We start from the raw sequence: 14,302 nt of genomic DNA on the forward strand, positions 1-14,302 counted from the left end.
CTCAGAAGGAGCGGCCCTCCACCTCCTCAATCCGCCGCCGCACCGCCTCGGGAAGGGGGGCAGGCCGCCCTTCGTCCAGCCAGACCAAGACGGAAAGCCCCCGGGCGGCGGGCTCGCCCCCGGCCAGGATGAGGTGCTCCATCTTGAGGCTGGACCGCCCAATTCCCACCACCTTGGCCCCCACCCGCACCTCGTCCTCCAGGTAGATGGGCCTGAGGTAGTCCACCTCCATGCGGGCCACCACGAAGTGGCCTTCCTGGAGCCAGTCGGGGGAGATCCTCTGGAAGTAGCGGATGCGGGCCAGCTCCATGTAGGAGAGATGGACGGCGTTGTTCACGTGGCCCAAGGGGTCCAGGTCGCGGAAACGCACGTCCACGTGCACCACCACGGGGAAGCCTTCCATAGGCTAAAACTATACCAGGTCTAACTCCTTCCCCTAAAGGCTGACCGCCGGGTCAGTATACTGGGGTCATGGAAACCACCTGGGACCTTACCCCCCTCTTCCCCAGCCTGGAAAGCCCCGAGTTCCGAAAGGCCTGGGAGGGGCTAAGGGGCCGGATCGGGGCCCTTGGGGCCCTTTTGGAGAAGGGGGCTCCCCTGGCAGAGGTCTTGGCTGCCCTGGACGGGATTTACGAGGAGGCCACCCCTCTTCAGGCCTACCTTTACGCCCGCTTCACCGCGGACACGGCGGACGAGGCCGCCTCCGCCAAGCTTTCCGAGTTCCAGGTCCTCCTCCTGGACCTAAAGCGCCTCGCCCCCCGCCTCACCCGCCGTCTGGCCCTAGAGGACCCCGAGGAGGCCGGGCCCTACCGCATCCTGGTGGAGGAGGCCCGCCTCCAGGCCCTCCACCTCATGCCCGAGGGCGAAGAGACCCTGGCCGCGGAGCTTTCCCTCTCGGGCCGGGAGGCCTGGGGCAAGCTCCACGAGAGCCTCACCAGCCAGATCACTGCTCAGGTGGACGGGGAGGAACTCCCCATCACCCAGGTGCGCAACCTCTACTTCCGCCCCGAGGAGGAGGTGCGGAAAAAGGCTTATGAAGCGGAGCTTAAGGCCTGGGCCCTGCACGAGGTCCCCTTGACCTTCGCCATGAACGGGGTGAAGGGGGAGGCCTCGGTCCTGAACCGCCGCCGGGCCTTCCGGGACGACCTCGAGCCCACCCTCCTCGCCAACCGCATCACGCGGCGGGCCCTTTCCGCCTTGCTGGAGGCGGTGAAGGAAAGCCTTCCCCTCTTCCGCCGCTACTTCGCCCTGAAGGCCAAGGGGCTTGGGAAGGAAAGGCTGGACTGGTGGGACCTCTTCGCCCCCCTGGGGGAGGGGCGGCGCTGGACGCTGGAGGAGGCCCAAAGCTTCCTCAAGGAGAAGCTTTCCGCCTTCCCCAACGCCGCCCGCGTGGCGGAGCTGGCCTTCCTGGAGCGCTGGATGGACCTCCTTCCCCGAAGGGGGAAGGTGGGCGGGGCCTACTGCATGCCGCGGGGCGGGGGCAAGAGCCTTATCCTGGCCAACTACGAGGAGAGCTTTGAATCCCTCTCCACCCTGGCCCACGAGCTCGGCCACGCCTACCACAACTTCGCCCTGGCCCAGGTGCCCGCAAGCCTCCGGGAAGTGCCCATGACCCTGGCCGAGACCGCCAGCATCATGAACGAGACCCTGGTGGTGGAGGCGGCCTTGAAGGAGGTGAGGCCGGAGGAGGCCCGCCTCATCCTGGACGCCTACCTCCAGGGGGCGGCCCAGGTGGTGGTGGACATCTACAGCCGCTTCCTCTTTGAGTCCTGGGTCTTTGAGGCCCGGCGCGCCCGGGAGCTTTCCCCCAGGGAGTTCAAGGAGCTGATGCTTAGGGCCCAGAAGGAGGCCTACGGGGAGGCCCTTGCCACCTTCCACCCCTACATGTGGGCGGTGAAGGGGCACTACTACGGCGCAGACTTCTACAACTACCCCTACACCTTCGGCCTCCTCTTCGGCCTTGCGGTCTACCGCGAGGCCCAGGAGGACCCCACTTTCTCCGAGCGCTACGAGGAGCTCCTTGCCGCCTCGGGGATGTACCCCGCCAAGGAGCTTGCCGCCCGCTTCGGCTTTGACCTAGAAAGCCCCGCCTTCTGGCGGAAGGCCCTGGGGGTCCTGGAGGAGAAGGTGGAGCTTCTCAGCAGGATGGTCTGACCCTCTCTTGACGGGAAGGCTCTAAGCTTAGAAGGATGCGCCTCCTCGTTCTTTGCACCCACAACTCCGCCCGCAGCCAGATGGCCGAGGCCTGGCTCCGCCACCATGCCCGCCTTCTTGGGGTGGATCTGGAGGTCCACTCGGCAGGTACGGAGAAGACCTTCGTCAAGGAGGAGGCCAAGAGGGTCATGGCCGAGGTGGGGCTGGACCTCCTTGGCCACACCTCCAAGACCCTTCTTGAGGTGCCGGACCCCTGGAACTTCGGCCTGGTCCTCACGGTCTGCGACCAGGCCAAGGAGGCCTGCCCCGCCTACCCCAAGAAGACTCTAAAGCGCCACGTCTCCTTCCCCGACCCCTCGGGGAGGCCCCTCTCCGAGTGGCGCCGGGTACGGGATGCCCTGGGGCGGATGAGCCTCTTCCTGGTGGAGGCCCTGAAGGAAGGCCGGGTGCCTTCCGATGAGGAGCTGGCCCGGTCGGCGGGGCTTTAGATACCCCGCCGAAGCTTTCCTGGGCGGGGCCCCTCAAAAGGGGTCTAGCCTTGGCCCCCCTTTCCTCCGAGTCCCCTTGGGGATTTCTCCATGCCGAGGCGCTTAGCCCTTGTCCCCCACGTGGATCGCCGCCACCCCAAAGGTGAGGAGCTCGTAGCGCACCCTGAACCCTACCTCCTCCATGAGGGCCTTCAGGGCCTCAGGGGGTGGGAAGGCCTCCACGCTTTCCGGCAGGTACCGGTAGGCGCCGAAGCTCCCCGAGATCAGGCCGCCGATGAAGGGGAGGATCTTCCCAAAGTAAAGGCGGTAGACCAGGCCGAAGGCCCCCTTGGGGGGCGGGGGGAACTCCAGGAGGACGAGCCTTCCTCCAGGGGCCAGGACCCGGTGGATCTCGTGGAGGGCCCTTTGGTAGTCTGCAAAGTTGCGGAAGCCGAAGGCGACGGTCACCGCATCAAAGGAGGCGTCGGGGAAGGGGAGAGCCAGGGCGTCGGCCTCGAGGAAATCCACCTCCACCCCCCGCACCTCCGCTTTCTTCCGGGCCAGGGCCAGCATGGGCGGGGCGAAGTCCGCCCCCACCACCTGGGCCTCGGGGGCCCCTTCCTTTAGGAGAAGGGCCAGGTCCCCCGTGCCCGTGGCCAGGTCCAGGATGCGCCGGGGGCGCCCTTCCAAGGCCAGGGCCACCGCCCGCCTGCGCCAGGAGAGGTCCGCCCCCAAGGAGAGGAGCCGGTTCAGGAGGTCGTAGCGGGGCGCGATCTCGGAGAACATCCGCCGCACCCTCTGGGCCTTTTCCTCAGGTGCCACCCCTCAAGTCTACCCCGGGGGATGGGGTAGAATCCTGGGCGTGTTGACCGATCGCCCTGTGGGGGTGCTGGTCCTCTTGGGGGGCCTCCTCACCGCGTTGCTCTGGTACCTGGCCCCTTGGGCTGTGCCCCACCGACTCTTTGGCGGAGAGGGGGTGCTTCTGAACCCCTTCGGGCACCACCTGCCCCTGGGGAGCCTTCCCCAGGGTTACCGGGATGCCTGGCTTTTCCCCTACTTCTACCTGGCCTCCGCCTGGCTCCTCCTCACCCTCCTCCTGGGCTTCCGGGCCTCCCCTAAGAGGCTTTACCTCCTAGGGGGGGTGGGGCTTGGGCTTTTCCTCCTTTTGGCCTTCTTGTTCTACGGGAGCGTTTCGGCCACCAACGCCCCCGCCCTGGCCCAGGGGGAAACCCCACCCCTAAGGCGCCACAGCCTAGGCCTTGCCGGCTACGCTACCCTGGCCTTTAGCCTCTACCTTCTCCTTTTGGGACGGCTTCGGGCCCCGGGGGGGGTGGCCTTCCTGGTGCGGCGCCGGGGGGCGGTGGTGCCCCTCTTCTCCCTCCTCCTGGCCGTGCTGGCGGGCGGGATCATCGTGGCCCTCATCCGGGAAAGTCCGGGGGAGGCGAGGGGCTTGAGGGAGGCTTTGATGCTCAAGCTGGACCTCATCGCCTACACCTACCAGCTCCTCTTCAGCCCCCTGGTGAGCCTCCCCGGCTTCCTGCAGAGCCTCCTTCTGGCCACGCCCCTGATCTTCACCGGCCTGGCGGTGGCCCTGGGGTTCAGGGGAGGGCTTTTCAACATCGGTGCCCCGGGGCAGCTTATCCTAGGGGCCATCGCCGCCATGCTGGTGGGGGTGTACCTGCCTGGGCCCCGCTGGCTGGTCCTGCCCCTAGCCATCCTGGCCACGGCCCTAGCCGGAGGGCTTTGGGGGGCCCTGCCCGGCTGGCTCAAGGCCCGCTTCGGAGCCCACGAGGTCATCAACACCATCATGCTGAACTACGTGGCCGCAAGCCTTTTCCTCTTCCTCATCTCCACCAACGAGTACCGCTTCTTTGGCCAGCCCGTTTACCTCCCCTTCAAGTACCTGGGGTACGAGGCGAGGAGCTACGAGATCCGCCCCGAGGCCCGCATCCCCCTCTGGACGGACCTTTTGGCCCCTGGAGGGGAGCTCTCCTTTGCCCTGCCCTTGGCCCTTCTTCTTGGCCTTCTGGGGTACTTCCTGGTGCGGCAAAGGCTTGGGTACCGGGTTCTTTTCGGGCTTTTGGGGCTCGTCCTGGGCTACCTCCTAGGGGGGCTTCTCCCCGGGCCAAAGGTGGCCTTGGGGGGAGAGCTCACCTCCGTGCGGCTCAACGGAAGCTTCCTCCTGGCCCTCTTAGCCCTGGCCTTCTTCCACTTTTACGTCTTCCGCAGCGTGGGGGGGTATGAGCTTCGGGCCTTGGGCCTTGCCCCCAAGGCGGCGGAGTACGCGGGGGTGCCCTCGAGGCGGAAAATCGTGGCCATCCTCTTCCTTTCCGGGGTCCTGGCGGGCCTGGCCGCCACCCACTACGTCCTGGGCGGGGGGATTGACGAGTACCGCCTCAAGCAGTCCCTCCCCTATAGCGTGGGGTTTGACGGCATCGCCGTGGCCCTCATGGGCCAGAACACCCCCCTTGGGGTGGGGCTTGCCGCCTGGCTTTTCGGCATCCTCCTCACAGGGGGGCTTCAGGTGAACCTCCAGCTCGGCATCAGCCGGGAGCTGGTGGCGGTGCTTCAGGCCCTCATCGTCCTCTTCATCGCCGCCGGCGGCTTCCTCCCCCGTTACTTCACCGACCCCTTAAGGGCGGCAGAGGTGGAGCTCAAGGCCCAGGAGGCCGGAAAGGAGGGGGCGCGGTGAACCTGGACGCGGCCTTCTTCCTGGCCCTCCTCCTTTCCACCCTGCGCCAGACCACGCCCCTCCTCCTCACCGCCCTAGGGGGGATGTTCTCCGAGCGGAGTGGGGTGGTGAACATCGCCCTGGAGGGCATCATCCTCTTCGGGGCCCTGTCCGCGGCGGTGTTCGTGGAAAGGATGGAAGCCTCCTTGGGCCCCGCCCCTTGGTTGCCCTGGGCGGGGGTGCTGGTGGCCATGGTGGTGGGGGCGCTGGTGGCCTGGGTGCATGCGGTGGTCTCCATCCGCTACCGGGCGGACCAGATCGTGAGCGGCACGGCCCTCAACCTCCTGGCCCTGGGGGCGCCGAGCCTGGTCCTCACCTACCTGTACGGCAACGCCACCAGCTCCAAGGAGGTGCAAAGCCGCCTACCCCTCTGGGGCCCTGAGGGCTTCGCCCTGTCCCCCCTGGTCTACTTGGCCTTCCTCCTGGTGCCCTTAAGCTGGTGGCTTCTCTTCAAAACCCCCTGGGGCCTGCGCCTTAGGGCGGTGGGGGAATACCCGGAGGCCGCGGACACCCTGGGGGTGAACGTCCACCGCATGCGCTACCTGGGGGTGGTCCTCTCCGGGGTCTTGGCGGGGCTTGCCGGGGCCTACCTTTCCATCGGCTTCCTCAACCAGTTCGTGCGGGGCATGTCCGCGGGGATGGGCTTCATCGCCCTGGCGGCCATGATCTTTGGCAAGTGGCACCCGGTGGGCATCCTCTTTTCCACCCTCCTTTTTGGCTTTGCCAGCGCTCTTGCCATCCAGCTCCAGGGCACGGACATCCTCCCCGCGGTCTTGGTCCAGGCCTTTCCCTACGTGGTCACCATCCTGGTCTTGGCGGGGTTCATGGGCCGGAGCCGCCCGCCCGGGGCTGTGGGCAAGCCCTACGAGAAGTAAGCCTTCAGGCGGCCCAAGCGGTAGAGGAGGCGGAGGACGCTCCCGTCCCTAAAGCGCAGCTCCACCCCGCCCCTTAGGAGGGCGAAGCCCATAAGGGTTTCCTCCCCCTCCCCTTGGGCGAAGCGGGCGAAGCCGTCCGACCGGAGGTACAAAAAGCCTTCCTCCAAGAAGACCTGGGCCTCCGTGCCCTGCCGGTTCAGGGCCAGGCGGCGCACCCTTCTGCCAAAGGCCTCGGCCTGGGTCACGGCCGGAAGGCCTCCTCCGCTGGGCGGCCGTAAAGCCCCCGGCCGTAGTAGAGGAGGGCGAGGCCGGGCCTAGGCCTTCCCGCCTCGTCCAGGAGGCCCTCCTCCTCCCACACCGCCACCACCCGGCCCACGAAGAGGTCGTGGTCGCCGAAGGAGTGGACGGCAAGGAGCTCCAGCTCGTAGGCCGCGTAGGCCCCTTCCAGGATGGGCACGCCCGTGTGGCCCAGGAAGTGGGGGGTTTTCCCCTTGTACACCTCCCGCCCGGAGACGCTTCCCAGGTGCTGCACCAAGGGGGCTTGGGTGTGGGGGTGGAAGCTCGCGCTATAGCGCCTTGCCTCCAGGAGGAGGCCATGGGTGAAGCGCTTGGGGCTTAGGGCCACGCCGAAGAGGGGCGGGTCGGCGGAAAGCCCGGTGTTCCACACCGCGGGGCAGAAGTTTACCCGTTCCCCCAGGCGCACCCCCACCACCGCTGGGACCCCGGGGTAGAAGTGGTAGAAGGTGGGGAGGGGGCCTTGTGTCCGGTGGGACCTCATTCCAGCTCCTCCTTGGGCACCTCCAGGATCTTCCCCTCCTCCAGCAGGAGTTCCACCGTGCCCTTAAGGGGGTTTACCTTCTGCACCTTGCCGCAGACCCCTTCGCGGGTGCAGGCGCGGGCGTTTTTCTTTGGGAGCTCCTTTAGGAGCTCCTGGTACACGGGGTGCTCGTAGGCCAGGCAGCAGAGGAGGCGGCCGCAGGGGCCGGAGATCTTATCCGGGGAGAGGGGAAGTTGCTGGTCCCGGGCCATGCGGATGGACACCGGGGCGAAGCCCTGGAGCCAGGTGGAGCAGCAGGACTCCATCCCGCAAGCCCCCAAGGTGCCCAGATAGCCCGCCTCCTCCCTGGGGCCTTCCGCCTGGAACTCCACCCTGAGGCCGAAGGTTCGGGCGAGCTCCGCCCCAAAGGGCCTGAGGTTCACCCGCTCGCTGGCGGCGTAGTGGACCAGGAGGTGGCGGCCGTCCAGGGTGAGGTCGCACCCCAGGACCTTGGCCTGTACGCCTTCCTCCTTAAGCCGCGCCCGGAGGTAGAAGAGGATCTCCTCCCCCTTGGCCCTAAGCCTCGCCGCCCGGTCCAGGTCCTCCTTGCTGGCCAGGCGCACCACCTCCCCGGCCTCGGGGGCCTTCCTCGGGGGGGTGCGCACCTTGCCCACCTCGAGGCCCCGGGGGGTGCGCACCACCACGAAGCTGTCCAAAGGGGGCGGCTCCCCCTGGAAGCGGAAGTAGCGGAGGGTGGGGGTGCGGAAGCGGACGCCCACGGTCATAGCCCTAAGTCTAAAGCGAGGCGGGCCAGGACCAGGTCCGGGCTTACGTAGCGCTCCAGGGCCTCCTGGGCCCGGAAGAGGGGGAGGAGGCGTTCAGGCCTTTCCTTAAGGAGGGCGTAGAGGGCCTGGAACCCCTCCTCTTCCGCCAGGAGCTCCTTGAGGAGGCTTAGCCTTTCCAGGGATCCCGCCTTGAGGAGGGCCTTGGCCTTTCCCATCCGCCCCCGGAAGGCCTGGAGGTCGGAAAGGGCCCTGAAGAGCCGTCCCGGGGCCCCCATGGCGTAGGCCAAAAGCTCCGGGTCCTCCGTGAGGACCCTCATCTTTTCCTCGGGCACGGGGGAGAAGGCCACCTCCACCGCCCGGCTGGCCAGGGTGGGGAAGAGGGTGTCGCGGCTAGGGGTGATGAGGATCAGGCGGGCGTAGGCCGGGGGCTCTTCCAGAAGCTTCAAAAGGGCGTTGGCCGCGGCAGGGGTGAGGAGGTGGGCGCCGTCCAGGACCGCCACCTTGGCCTGGCCCCGGGGGTGGGTGGAGAGCCAGGCGAAAAGGGGCTCCACCTCCTCCAAAGGGATCTCTGCCCGCCCCCGGAGGGCCTTTCCCTTGGGGGCGATCTCCAAGAGGTCGGGGTGCTCGAAGGGGAAAGGGGGGGGAAAGCCCAGGTTCAGGCCCAGGGCGTACCACCGGGCCACGGTGCGCCGCCCCACCCCCTCGGGGCCCGTGAAGAGCAGCGTGGAGGCGGAAAGCTTGGGCAGAAGGGCCAGGATGGCCTCGTGGCCGATTATTGCCCCACCTTGAGCCGCTCCAGAAGCCATAGTGGGAATCCCTCTTCCAGGAGCCTAGCTTCCACTTGGTCCAGGGGGTAGTCCACCCGGTAAAACGCCAGCCGGTTCCCCTCCCAAAGGAGAAAGGCCGCTCCCGGCACCCCGTCCCGGGGCTGGCCCACGGAGCCCGGGTTTGCCAGGGCCCGCACCTTGGGGGAAAGGAGGAGCTCGCCCCCTTGGGGAAAGGCCTGGTGGCGCACCCAAGGCCTGGGACCCTCCAGGGCCAAGAAGGCCCCTGCCAGGTGGGTGTGGCCATGGAAGACCAGGGCCTTCTCCGTGCAGGCGAAGGCCTCCCGGGCGGGGGCGAGGTCGTCCAGGTAGATGAAGGGGTCGCAGGGGCTCCCGTGCACCAGAAGCGCCCCCTCCACCTCCTTCTGCCAGGGCCAGCTGGCGAGGTACTCCAGGTGGCGGCGGGAAAGCCGCCTTCTCTGCCAGGCCAGGATCTCCAGCACCGGCCCCTCCACGGGCAGTTGGTCCAGGGCCAACAGCCAAGCGTCGTGGTTGCCCAAAACGCCTTCCGCCCCCACCTCCAGGAGGAAGTCCAGCACCCGGTCCCCATCCGGATAGTAGCCCACCGCGTCCCCCAGGAAGAGGACCCGGTCAAAGGAAGGGGCAGCCTTCAGGACCGCTTCCAGGGCAGACCAGTTCCCGTGGATATCGGAGAGGACCAGGTAGCGCACCGGGCTTAGGATACCATGAGGCCATGATGGGGCCCCTTCTGGAGAGGCTTTACGTGGACCTCGAGGTCCTCTCGGAGCACGTGCGGGCTGGCCTGGACCCCTTCGGCACCCTCTTCGCCTACCTGGAGGGCGGCCGGGGCGGGGGGACGGTCCTCCTCCACGCCCCATACCAGGAGGCCCTCCCGGTGCTCCAGGCCCTAAACGGCCTCACCTTCCGCGGCCGGATCCTCTTGGCCCTGGACCCCTCCCCCCTTTCCCGCACCCTGGAGGGCCGCCCCCTCTCCGGCCCCGCGGCGGCCCCCTTGGCCCACCTCCTGGTCCAGTTCCGCCCCCAGCGCCTTCTTTTGGCCTTTCCCGGCGAAGGCCTTGGCCTTTCCTTCCCCGGGGGCAAGGAGACGGAGGAGGGGTGGCGGCCCCTAGAGGCGGAAGGAGAGCCCCTTTCCCTCCAGGTGGAGGCCCCCACGGGCCTCGTGTACCAAGAACGCCGGCTCTACCCCCCCTGGCGCACGGAAAAGCCCCCCGTGGACCTGCCGGAGGAGCCCGGCCCATACTGGGGGGCGGTGGGGTGGGCCCTGGGGGTTCCCACCTACGGGGTAGGGTTGGTAAACTTAAGGGCGAACCTGGAGGCCCTCTTGCGCCTCTGGTGAAGGGAGGGAGAGATGGCGTACATCGCGTTTTTTGCCTTGGGTGCGGCCCTGGTGACCCTGCTTTTTTACCTCATCCTGAACCCCCGGGTGCTCACCACGGAGGGGGAGACCTTTGACCTGCGGTTTATCTTCTTTATGCTCCTCCTTATTGTCCTCTCCGCATCCACCGTGGCCCTGATGCTCTGGCTGGGCAAAGCCTACCACCTTCTTTAAGCCGCCAGGGAAAGCCCCCGTGGCGTTTGAGGGCTGAGGTTAAGCGCCCCTGCACCGCAAAGCCTTCACAGGGCCTGAGGGGAAGGTGCGCTGGGTCGGCCGTCAGGCTACCCTAGCCCCTTTTCTTTGGCCCACACCTAGGAAAGCTTTGGTGGGGTATTGGGGGGCTTTCCCTATCTGCCAAGCTCCTCCTTAAGCCGCCTAAGCTCCTCCTCCACCGCCTTCTCCGCCGAGAGGGCGGCGAGCTCCTTTTCCAAATCGGCCCCGTCCAGCTCCTTCAGGGCCTCGTGCCGATCCTCCATGGCTAGGATGCGGGCCTCCATCTCCTCAAAGGCCTCGAGGGCCGGATGCCCCTCCAGGCGGGACTCCATGCGCCGCACCGCCTCCGCGGCCTCCACGCCCCGCTTGCGGGCGATGAGGAGTTTCTTTCGGGCCTCCGCTTCCTCAATCTTGGCCTCGAGGGCCTTGAGCTGGGTCACGAGCCGCTCCACCAGGGCCCTTTGCTCCTCCCCTTGGACCCAAAACCCCTCGGCCAAGTCCAGGGCCCGCTTCTTCCGCCTCAGGGCCTCCCGGGCGAGGTCCTCCCGACCGGCCATCAGGGCTTCTTTGGCCTTCTCCTCCCAAAGCGCCGTCTCTTTCAGGTGGCTTTCCCGTTCTCTCGTGAGCCGCTTCTCCTCCGCCATGGCCTCGGCCACGCTGCGCCGGGCTTCGCGAAGGGCCTCCTTCATCTCCCGAAGGGCTTCCTCAATGATCTTCTCCGGGTCTTCCGCCCGCCGCAAAAGCTCGTTCAGGTTGGCCCGGATGAGCCGGCCGATCCGGTCTAGAAGGTTCATGCCCTCAGTATGCCACACCCCCTTGACAGCTGGTGGTGTGGGTGGTAGGTTTTTATTTGCGCTGCCCGGAGGGGTGGCGGGGGATCTTGAAAGCTGGGGTGGATAGGTAGTCAAGGGGCTACGTGAGGTAGCTCTTTGGGGGTCAAGATGCTAAGGGCCCACGGTGGATGCCTTGGCACCCAAGCCGATGAAGGACGTGGCTACCTGCGATAAGCCAGGGGGAGCTGGTAGCGAGCGTGGATCCCTGGATGTCCGAATGGGGGAACCCGGCCTGTGGGAACACGGGCCACCGCTTTTTGGCGGGGGGAACCTGGGGAACTGAAACATCTCAGTACCCAGAGGAGAGGAAAGAGAGATCGACTCCCTGAGTAGCGGCGAGCGAAAGGGGACTAGCCTAAACCGCCTGGTTTAACCGGGCGGGGTAGTGGGGCCCTTGTTAAGCCGAATCCTGAGCCTAGCCGAAGCTGTTGGGAAGCAGCGCCGAAGAGGGTGAAAGCCCCGTAGGCGGAAGGTGTAGGGATAGGTGAGGGTACCCGAGTACCCTGTGGTTCGTGGAGCCATGGGGGAATCTGGGCGGACCACCGCCTAAGGCTAAGTACTCCGGGTGACCGATAGTGGACCAGTACCGTGAGGGAAAGGTGAAAAGAACCCCGGGAGGGGAGTGAAATAGAGCCTGAAACCGTGGGCTTACAAGCAGTCGCGGCCTTTTTGTGGGGTTGCGGCGTGCCTATTGAAGCATGAGCCGGCGACTCACGATCGCAGGCGAGCTTAAGCTGTGGAGGCGGAGGCGTAGGGAAACCGAGTCCGAATAGGGCGTTTAGTCTGCGGTCGTGGACCCGAAACCGGGTGAGCTAGCCCTGGCCAGGCTGAAGCTGGGGTGAGACCCAGTGGAGGGCCGAACCGGTGGGGGATGCAAACCCCTCGGATGAGCTGGGGTTAGGAGTGAAAAGCTAACCGAACCCGGAGATAGCTGGTTCTCCCCGAAATGACTTTAGGGTCAGCCTCAGGTGCTGACTGGGGCCTGTAGAGCGCTGATAGGGCTAGGGGGCCTACCAGCCTACCAAACCCTGTCAAACTGCGAAGGGTCTCAGGTGGAGCCTGGGAGTGAGGGCGCGAGCGATAACGTTCGTGTCCGAGCGCGGGAACAACCGAGACCGCCAGCTAAGGTCCCGAAGTCTGGGCTAAGTGGGAAAGGATGTGGTGCCGCTTAGACAGCCAGGAGGTTGGCTTAGAAGCAGCCATCCTTTAAAGAGTGCGTAATAGCTCACTGGTCGAGTGGTGCTGCGCCGAAAATGATCGGGGCTTAAGCCCAGCGCCGAAGCTGCGGGTCTAGGGGTGATGAGCCTCTAGGCGGTAGGGGAGCGTTCCCGATGCCGATGAAGGTCGTTTGTGAGGGCGGCTGGAGGTAAGGGAAGTGCGGATGCCGGCATGAGTAACGATAAACAGGGTGGGAATCCCTGTCGCCGTAAGCCCAAGGGTTCCTACGCAATGGTCGTCAGCGTAGGGTTAGGCGGGGCCTAAGGTGAGGCCGAGAGGCGTAGCCGAAGGGCAGCCGGTTAATATTCCGGCCCTTCCCATGGGTGCGATGGGGTGACGCTTTAGGCTAGGGGGACCGGAGCCATGGCTGAGCCCGGCCAGAAGCGCAGGGTGAGGGGTAGGGAAATCCGCCTCTCGTGAGCTCTGCGTGGTGGGGAAGCCCGTGAGGGTGAGAACCTCCTGAAGCCAGGGAGCCGAGAAAAGCCTCTAAGCGTAACCCATGGGAACCCGTACCGGAAACCGACACAGGTGGGCGGGTGCGAGAGCACTAAGGCGCGCGGGAGAACCCTCGCCAAGGAACTTTGCAAGTTAGCCCCGTAACTTCGGGAGAAGGGGTGCTCGCGATGAGCGAGTCGCAGTGAACAGGCTCTGGCGACTGTTTACCAAAAACACAGCTCTCTGCGAACTCGTAAGAGGAGGTATAGGGAGCGACGCTTGCCCGGTGCCGGAAGGTCAAGGGGAGGGGTGCAAGCCCTGAACCGAAGCCCCGGTGAACGGCGGCCGTAACTATAACGGTCCTAAGGTAGCGAAATTCCTTGTCGGGTAAGTTCCGACCTGCACGAAAAGCGTAACGACCGGAGCGCTGTCTCGGCGAGGGACCCGGTGAAATTGAACTGGCCGTGAAGATGCGGCCTACCCGTGGCAGGACGAAAAGACCCCGTGGAGCTTTACTGCAGCCTGGTGTTGGCTCTTGGTTGCATCTGCGTAGGATAGGTGGGAGCCTGTGAAGCCGTCCTTTTGGGGGCGGTGGAGGCGCCGGTGAAATACCACCCTGATGCGGCTGGGGGCCTAACCCTGATGAGGGGGACAGCGCTTGGCGGGCAGTTTGACTGGGGTGGTCGCCTCCTAAAGGGTAACGGAGGCGCCCAAAGGTTCCCTCAGGCGGGACGGAAATCCGCTGGAGAGCGCAAGGGTAGAAGGGGGCCTGACTGTGAGGCTTGCAAGCCGAGCAGGGGCGAAAGCCGGGCCTAGTGAACCGGTGGTTCTGTGTGGAAGGGCCATCGATCAACGGATAAAAGTTACCCCGGGGATAACAGGCTGATCTCCCCCGAGCGTCCACAGCGGCGGGGAGGTTTGGCACCTCGATGTCGGCTCGTCGCATCCTGGGGCTGAAGAAGGTCCCAAGGGTTGGGCTGTTCGCCCATTAAAGCGGCACGCGAGCTGGGTTCAGAACGTCGTGAGACAGTTCGGTCTCTATCCGCCACGGGCGCAGGAGGCTTGAGGGGGGCTCTTCCTAGTACGAGAGGACCGGAAGGGACGCACCTCTGGTTTTCCAGCTGTCTCTCCAGGGGCATAAGCTGGGTAGCCATGTGCGGGAGGGATAACCGCTGAAAGCATCTAAGCGGGAAACCTGCCTCGAGATGAGGCCTCCCACGGTGTGAAGCCGGTAAGGACCCGGGTAGACGACCCGGTGGATGGGCCGGGGGTGTAAGCGTCGTGAGGCGTTTAGCCGACCGGTTCCAATTGTCCGAGGTCTTGACTCCTAGATGCAGTGATGCCACCCCAGCTTTTGAGGTCTTCTGCCACCTTTTGGGTGGTGCGAGGATTTTGAGAGGGAGAAGAGGAGAGTCCCCCGTGCCCATAGCGGCGTGGAACCACCCGTTCCCATTCCGAACACGGAAGTGAAACGCGCCAGCGCCGATGGTACTGGGACCGCGAGGTCCTGGGAGAGTAGGTCGGTGCGGGGGATTTTGATTTTGCGGGAGTAGCTCAGTTGGTAGAGCACGACCTTGCCAAGGTCGGGGTCGCGGGTTCAAGTCCCGTCTCCCGCTCCACCATGGCCCCCCAGGCTTAAACCTGGGGGGCTTT

At 65.9% G+C, this 14,302-nt stretch carries 14 protein-coding genes, 1 tRNA gene and 2 rRNA genes; 9 read left to right on the forward strand and 8 right to left on the reverse strand.

Annotated features, from left to right (window positions below):
• Position 1 precedes the first annotated feature (1 nt).
• On the reverse strand, positions 2-403 hold the full coding sequence (locus tag WKI94_RS02265) for a thioesterase family protein (RefSeq protein WP_337844153.1): 402 nt from the start codon (positions 401-403) through the stop codon (positions 2-4).
• Between the two features lie 68 nt (positions 404-471).
• On the opposite strand from WKI94_RS02265, the gene WKI94_RS02270 reads away from it, so the two are divergent.
• Together WKI94_RS02270 and WKI94_RS02275 are read left to right on the forward strand one after the other, a co-directional pair.
• The gene (locus WKI94_RS02270; RefSeq protein WP_337844154.1) at positions 472-2,154 is read left to right on the forward strand and encodes a M3 family oligoendopeptidase; all 1,683 of its coding nucleotides are present in this window, start codon (positions 472-474) and stop codon (positions 2,152-2,154) included.
• Positions 2,155-2,189: 35 nt separating this feature from the next.
• Positions 2,190-2,642 (forward strand): arsenate reductase ArsC, encoded by a 453-nt coding sequence (locus WKI94_RS02275; RefSeq protein ID WP_337844155.1) that lies wholly within the window; start codon positions 2,190-2,192, stop codon positions 2,640-2,642.
• A 102-nt stretch (positions 2,643-2,744) separates the two neighbouring features.
• Here the strand turns inward: WKI94_RS02275 and ubiE are convergent, their stop codons facing one another.
• Complete coding sequence (gene ubiE, locus WKI94_RS02280) at positions 2,745-3,443, reverse strand: bifunctional demethylmenaquinone methyltransferase/2-methoxy-6-polyprenyl-1,4-benzoquinol methylase UbiE (protein ID WP_337844156.1); 699 nt, start codon at positions 3,441-3,443, stop codon at positions 2,745-2,747.
• A 40-nt stretch (positions 3,444-3,483) separates the two neighbouring features.
• Here ubiE and WKI94_RS02285 point away from each other — a divergent pair, with 40 nt between their 5' ends.
• Positions 3,484-5,313: an ABC transporter permease gene (locus WKI94_RS02285; RefSeq protein WP_337844157.1), complete on the forward strand. Its 1,830-nt coding sequence runs from the start codon at positions 3,484-3,486 to the stop codon at positions 5,311-5,313.
• The gene (locus tag WKI94_RS02290) at positions 5,310-6,227 is read left to right on the forward strand and encodes an ABC transporter permease (RefSeq protein ID WP_337844158.1); all 918 of its coding nucleotides are present in this window, start codon (positions 5,310-5,312) and stop codon (positions 6,225-6,227) included. Before WKI94_RS02285 ends, WKI94_RS02290 begins: the two co-directional genes overlap by 4 nt.
• Here WKI94_RS02290 and WKI94_RS02295 read toward each other — a convergent pair.
• The 5 genes from WKI94_RS02295 to WKI94_RS02315 are packed head-to-tail and all read right to left on the reverse strand — an operon-like array spanning position 6,215 to position 9,264.
• Positions 6,215-6,472, reverse strand: coding sequence for a hypothetical protein (locus tag WKI94_RS02295; protein WP_337844159.1), 258 nt, complete (start codon positions 6,470-6,472; stop codon positions 6,215-6,217). The genes WKI94_RS02290 and WKI94_RS02295 overlap by 13 nt on opposite strands.
• The gene (locus WKI94_RS02300; RefSeq protein WP_337844160.1) at positions 6,469-7,005 is read right to left on the reverse strand and encodes a flavin reductase family protein; all 537 of its coding nucleotides are present in this window, start codon (positions 7,003-7,005) and stop codon (positions 6,469-6,471) included. Before WKI94_RS02300 ends, WKI94_RS02295 begins: the two co-directional genes overlap by 4 nt.
• On the reverse strand, positions 7,002-7,769 hold the full coding sequence (gene ricT / locus WKI94_RS02305; RefSeq protein WP_337844161.1) for a regulatory iron-sulfur-containing complex subunit RicT: 768 nt from the start codon (positions 7,767-7,769) through the stop codon (positions 7,002-7,004). The genes WKI94_RS02300 and ricT overlap by 4 nt, the downstream gene beginning before the upstream one ends.
• Complete coding sequence (locus WKI94_RS02310) at positions 7,766-8,575, reverse strand: DNA polymerase III subunit delta' (protein ID WP_337844162.1); 810 nt, start codon at positions 8,573-8,575, stop codon at positions 7,766-7,768. The genes ricT and WKI94_RS02310 overlap by 4 nt, the downstream gene beginning before the upstream one ends.
• Positions 8,542-9,264 carry a metallophosphoesterase family protein gene (locus tag WKI94_RS02315; protein ID WP_337844163.1) on the reverse strand — a complete coding sequence of 241 codons (723 nt, stop codon included), beginning with the start codon at positions 9,262-9,264 and terminating at the stop codon, positions 8,542-8,544. Before WKI94_RS02315 ends, WKI94_RS02310 begins: the two co-directional genes overlap by 34 nt.
• A gap of 23 nt (positions 9,265-9,287) precedes the next feature.
• Between WKI94_RS02315 and WKI94_RS02320 the strand changes: the two genes are divergently transcribed.
• Both WKI94_RS02320 and WKI94_RS02325 read left to right on the forward strand, forming a co-directional pair.
• A complete protein-coding gene (locus WKI94_RS02320) occupies positions 9,288-9,911 on the forward strand; it encodes a hypothetical protein (RefSeq protein WP_337844164.1) in 624 nt (207 codons plus the stop codon).
• Between the two features lie 12 nt (positions 9,912-9,923).
• On the forward strand, positions 9,924-10,124 hold the full coding sequence (locus WKI94_RS02325; protein ID WP_337844165.1) for a hypothetical protein: 201 nt from the start codon (positions 9,924-9,926) through the stop codon (positions 10,122-10,124).
• A 173-nt stretch (positions 10,125-10,297) separates the two neighbouring features.
• Here the strand turns inward: WKI94_RS02325 and WKI94_RS02330 are convergent, their stop codons facing one another.
• Positions 10,298-10,957: a PspA/IM30 family protein gene (locus tag WKI94_RS02330; protein ID WP_337844166.1), complete on the reverse strand. Its 660-nt coding sequence runs from the start codon at positions 10,955-10,957 to the stop codon at positions 10,298-10,300.
• A 140-nt stretch (positions 10,958-11,097) separates the two neighbouring features.
• Here WKI94_RS02330 and WKI94_RS02335 point away from each other — a divergent pair.
• The 3 genes from WKI94_RS02335 (at position 11,098) to WKI94_RS02345 (ending at position 14,268) form a co-directional block, all read left to right on the forward strand.
• Positions 11,098-13,977, forward strand: a 23S ribosomal RNA gene (locus WKI94_RS02335).
• A gap of 87 nt (positions 13,978-14,064) precedes the next feature.
• Positions 14,065-14,181, forward strand: a 5S ribosomal RNA gene (rrf, locus tag WKI94_RS02340).
• 11 nt (positions 14,182-14,192) lie between these two features.
• Positions 14,193-14,268 (forward strand) — tRNA-Gly (locus WKI94_RS02345).
• Positions 14,269-14,302: the final 34 nt, after the last annotated feature.

This window comes from Thermus sp., from assembly GCF_037444525.1.
Taxonomy (GTDB): domain Bacteria; phylum Deinococcota; class Deinococci; order Deinococcales; family Thermaceae; genus Thermus.

Bases quoted from the DNA above. Each gene is read 5' to 3' on its own strand.
- WKI94_RS02265 (WP_337844153.1), bottom strand. From the start codon at position 403: ATGGAAGGCTTCCCCGTGGTGGTGCACGTGGACGTGCGTTTCCGCGAC.
- WKI94_RS02270 (WP_337844154.1), top strand. From the start codon at position 472: ATGGAAACCACCTGGGACCTTACCCCCCTCTTCCCCAGCCTGGAAAGC.
- WKI94_RS02275 (WP_337844155.1), top strand. From the start codon at position 2,190: ATGCGCCTCCTCGTTCTTTGCACCCACAACTCCGCCCGCAGCCAGATG.
- WKI94_RS02300 (WP_337844160.1), bottom strand. From the start codon at position 7,005: ATGAGGTCCCACCGGACACAAGGCCCCCTCCCCACCTTCTACCACTTC.
- ricT (WP_337844161.1), bottom strand. From the start codon at position 7,769: ATGACCGTGGGCGTCCGCTTCCGCACCCCCACCCTCCGCTACTTCCGC.
- WKI94_RS02310 (WP_337844162.1), bottom strand. From the start codon at position 8,575: ATGGCTTCTGGAGCGGCTCAAGGTGGGGCAATAATCGGCCACGAGGCC.
- WKI94_RS02320 (WP_337844164.1), top strand. From the start codon at position 9,288: ATGATGGGGCCCCTTCTGGAGAGGCTTTACGTGGACCTCGAGGTCCTC.
- WKI94_RS02325 (WP_337844165.1), top strand. From the start codon at position 9,924: ATGGCGTACATCGCGTTTTTTGCCTTGGGTGCGGCCCTGGTGACCCTG.
- WKI94_RS02330 (WP_337844166.1), bottom strand. From the start codon at position 10,957: ATGAACCTTCTAGACCGGATCGGCCGGCTCATCCGGGCCAACCTGAAC.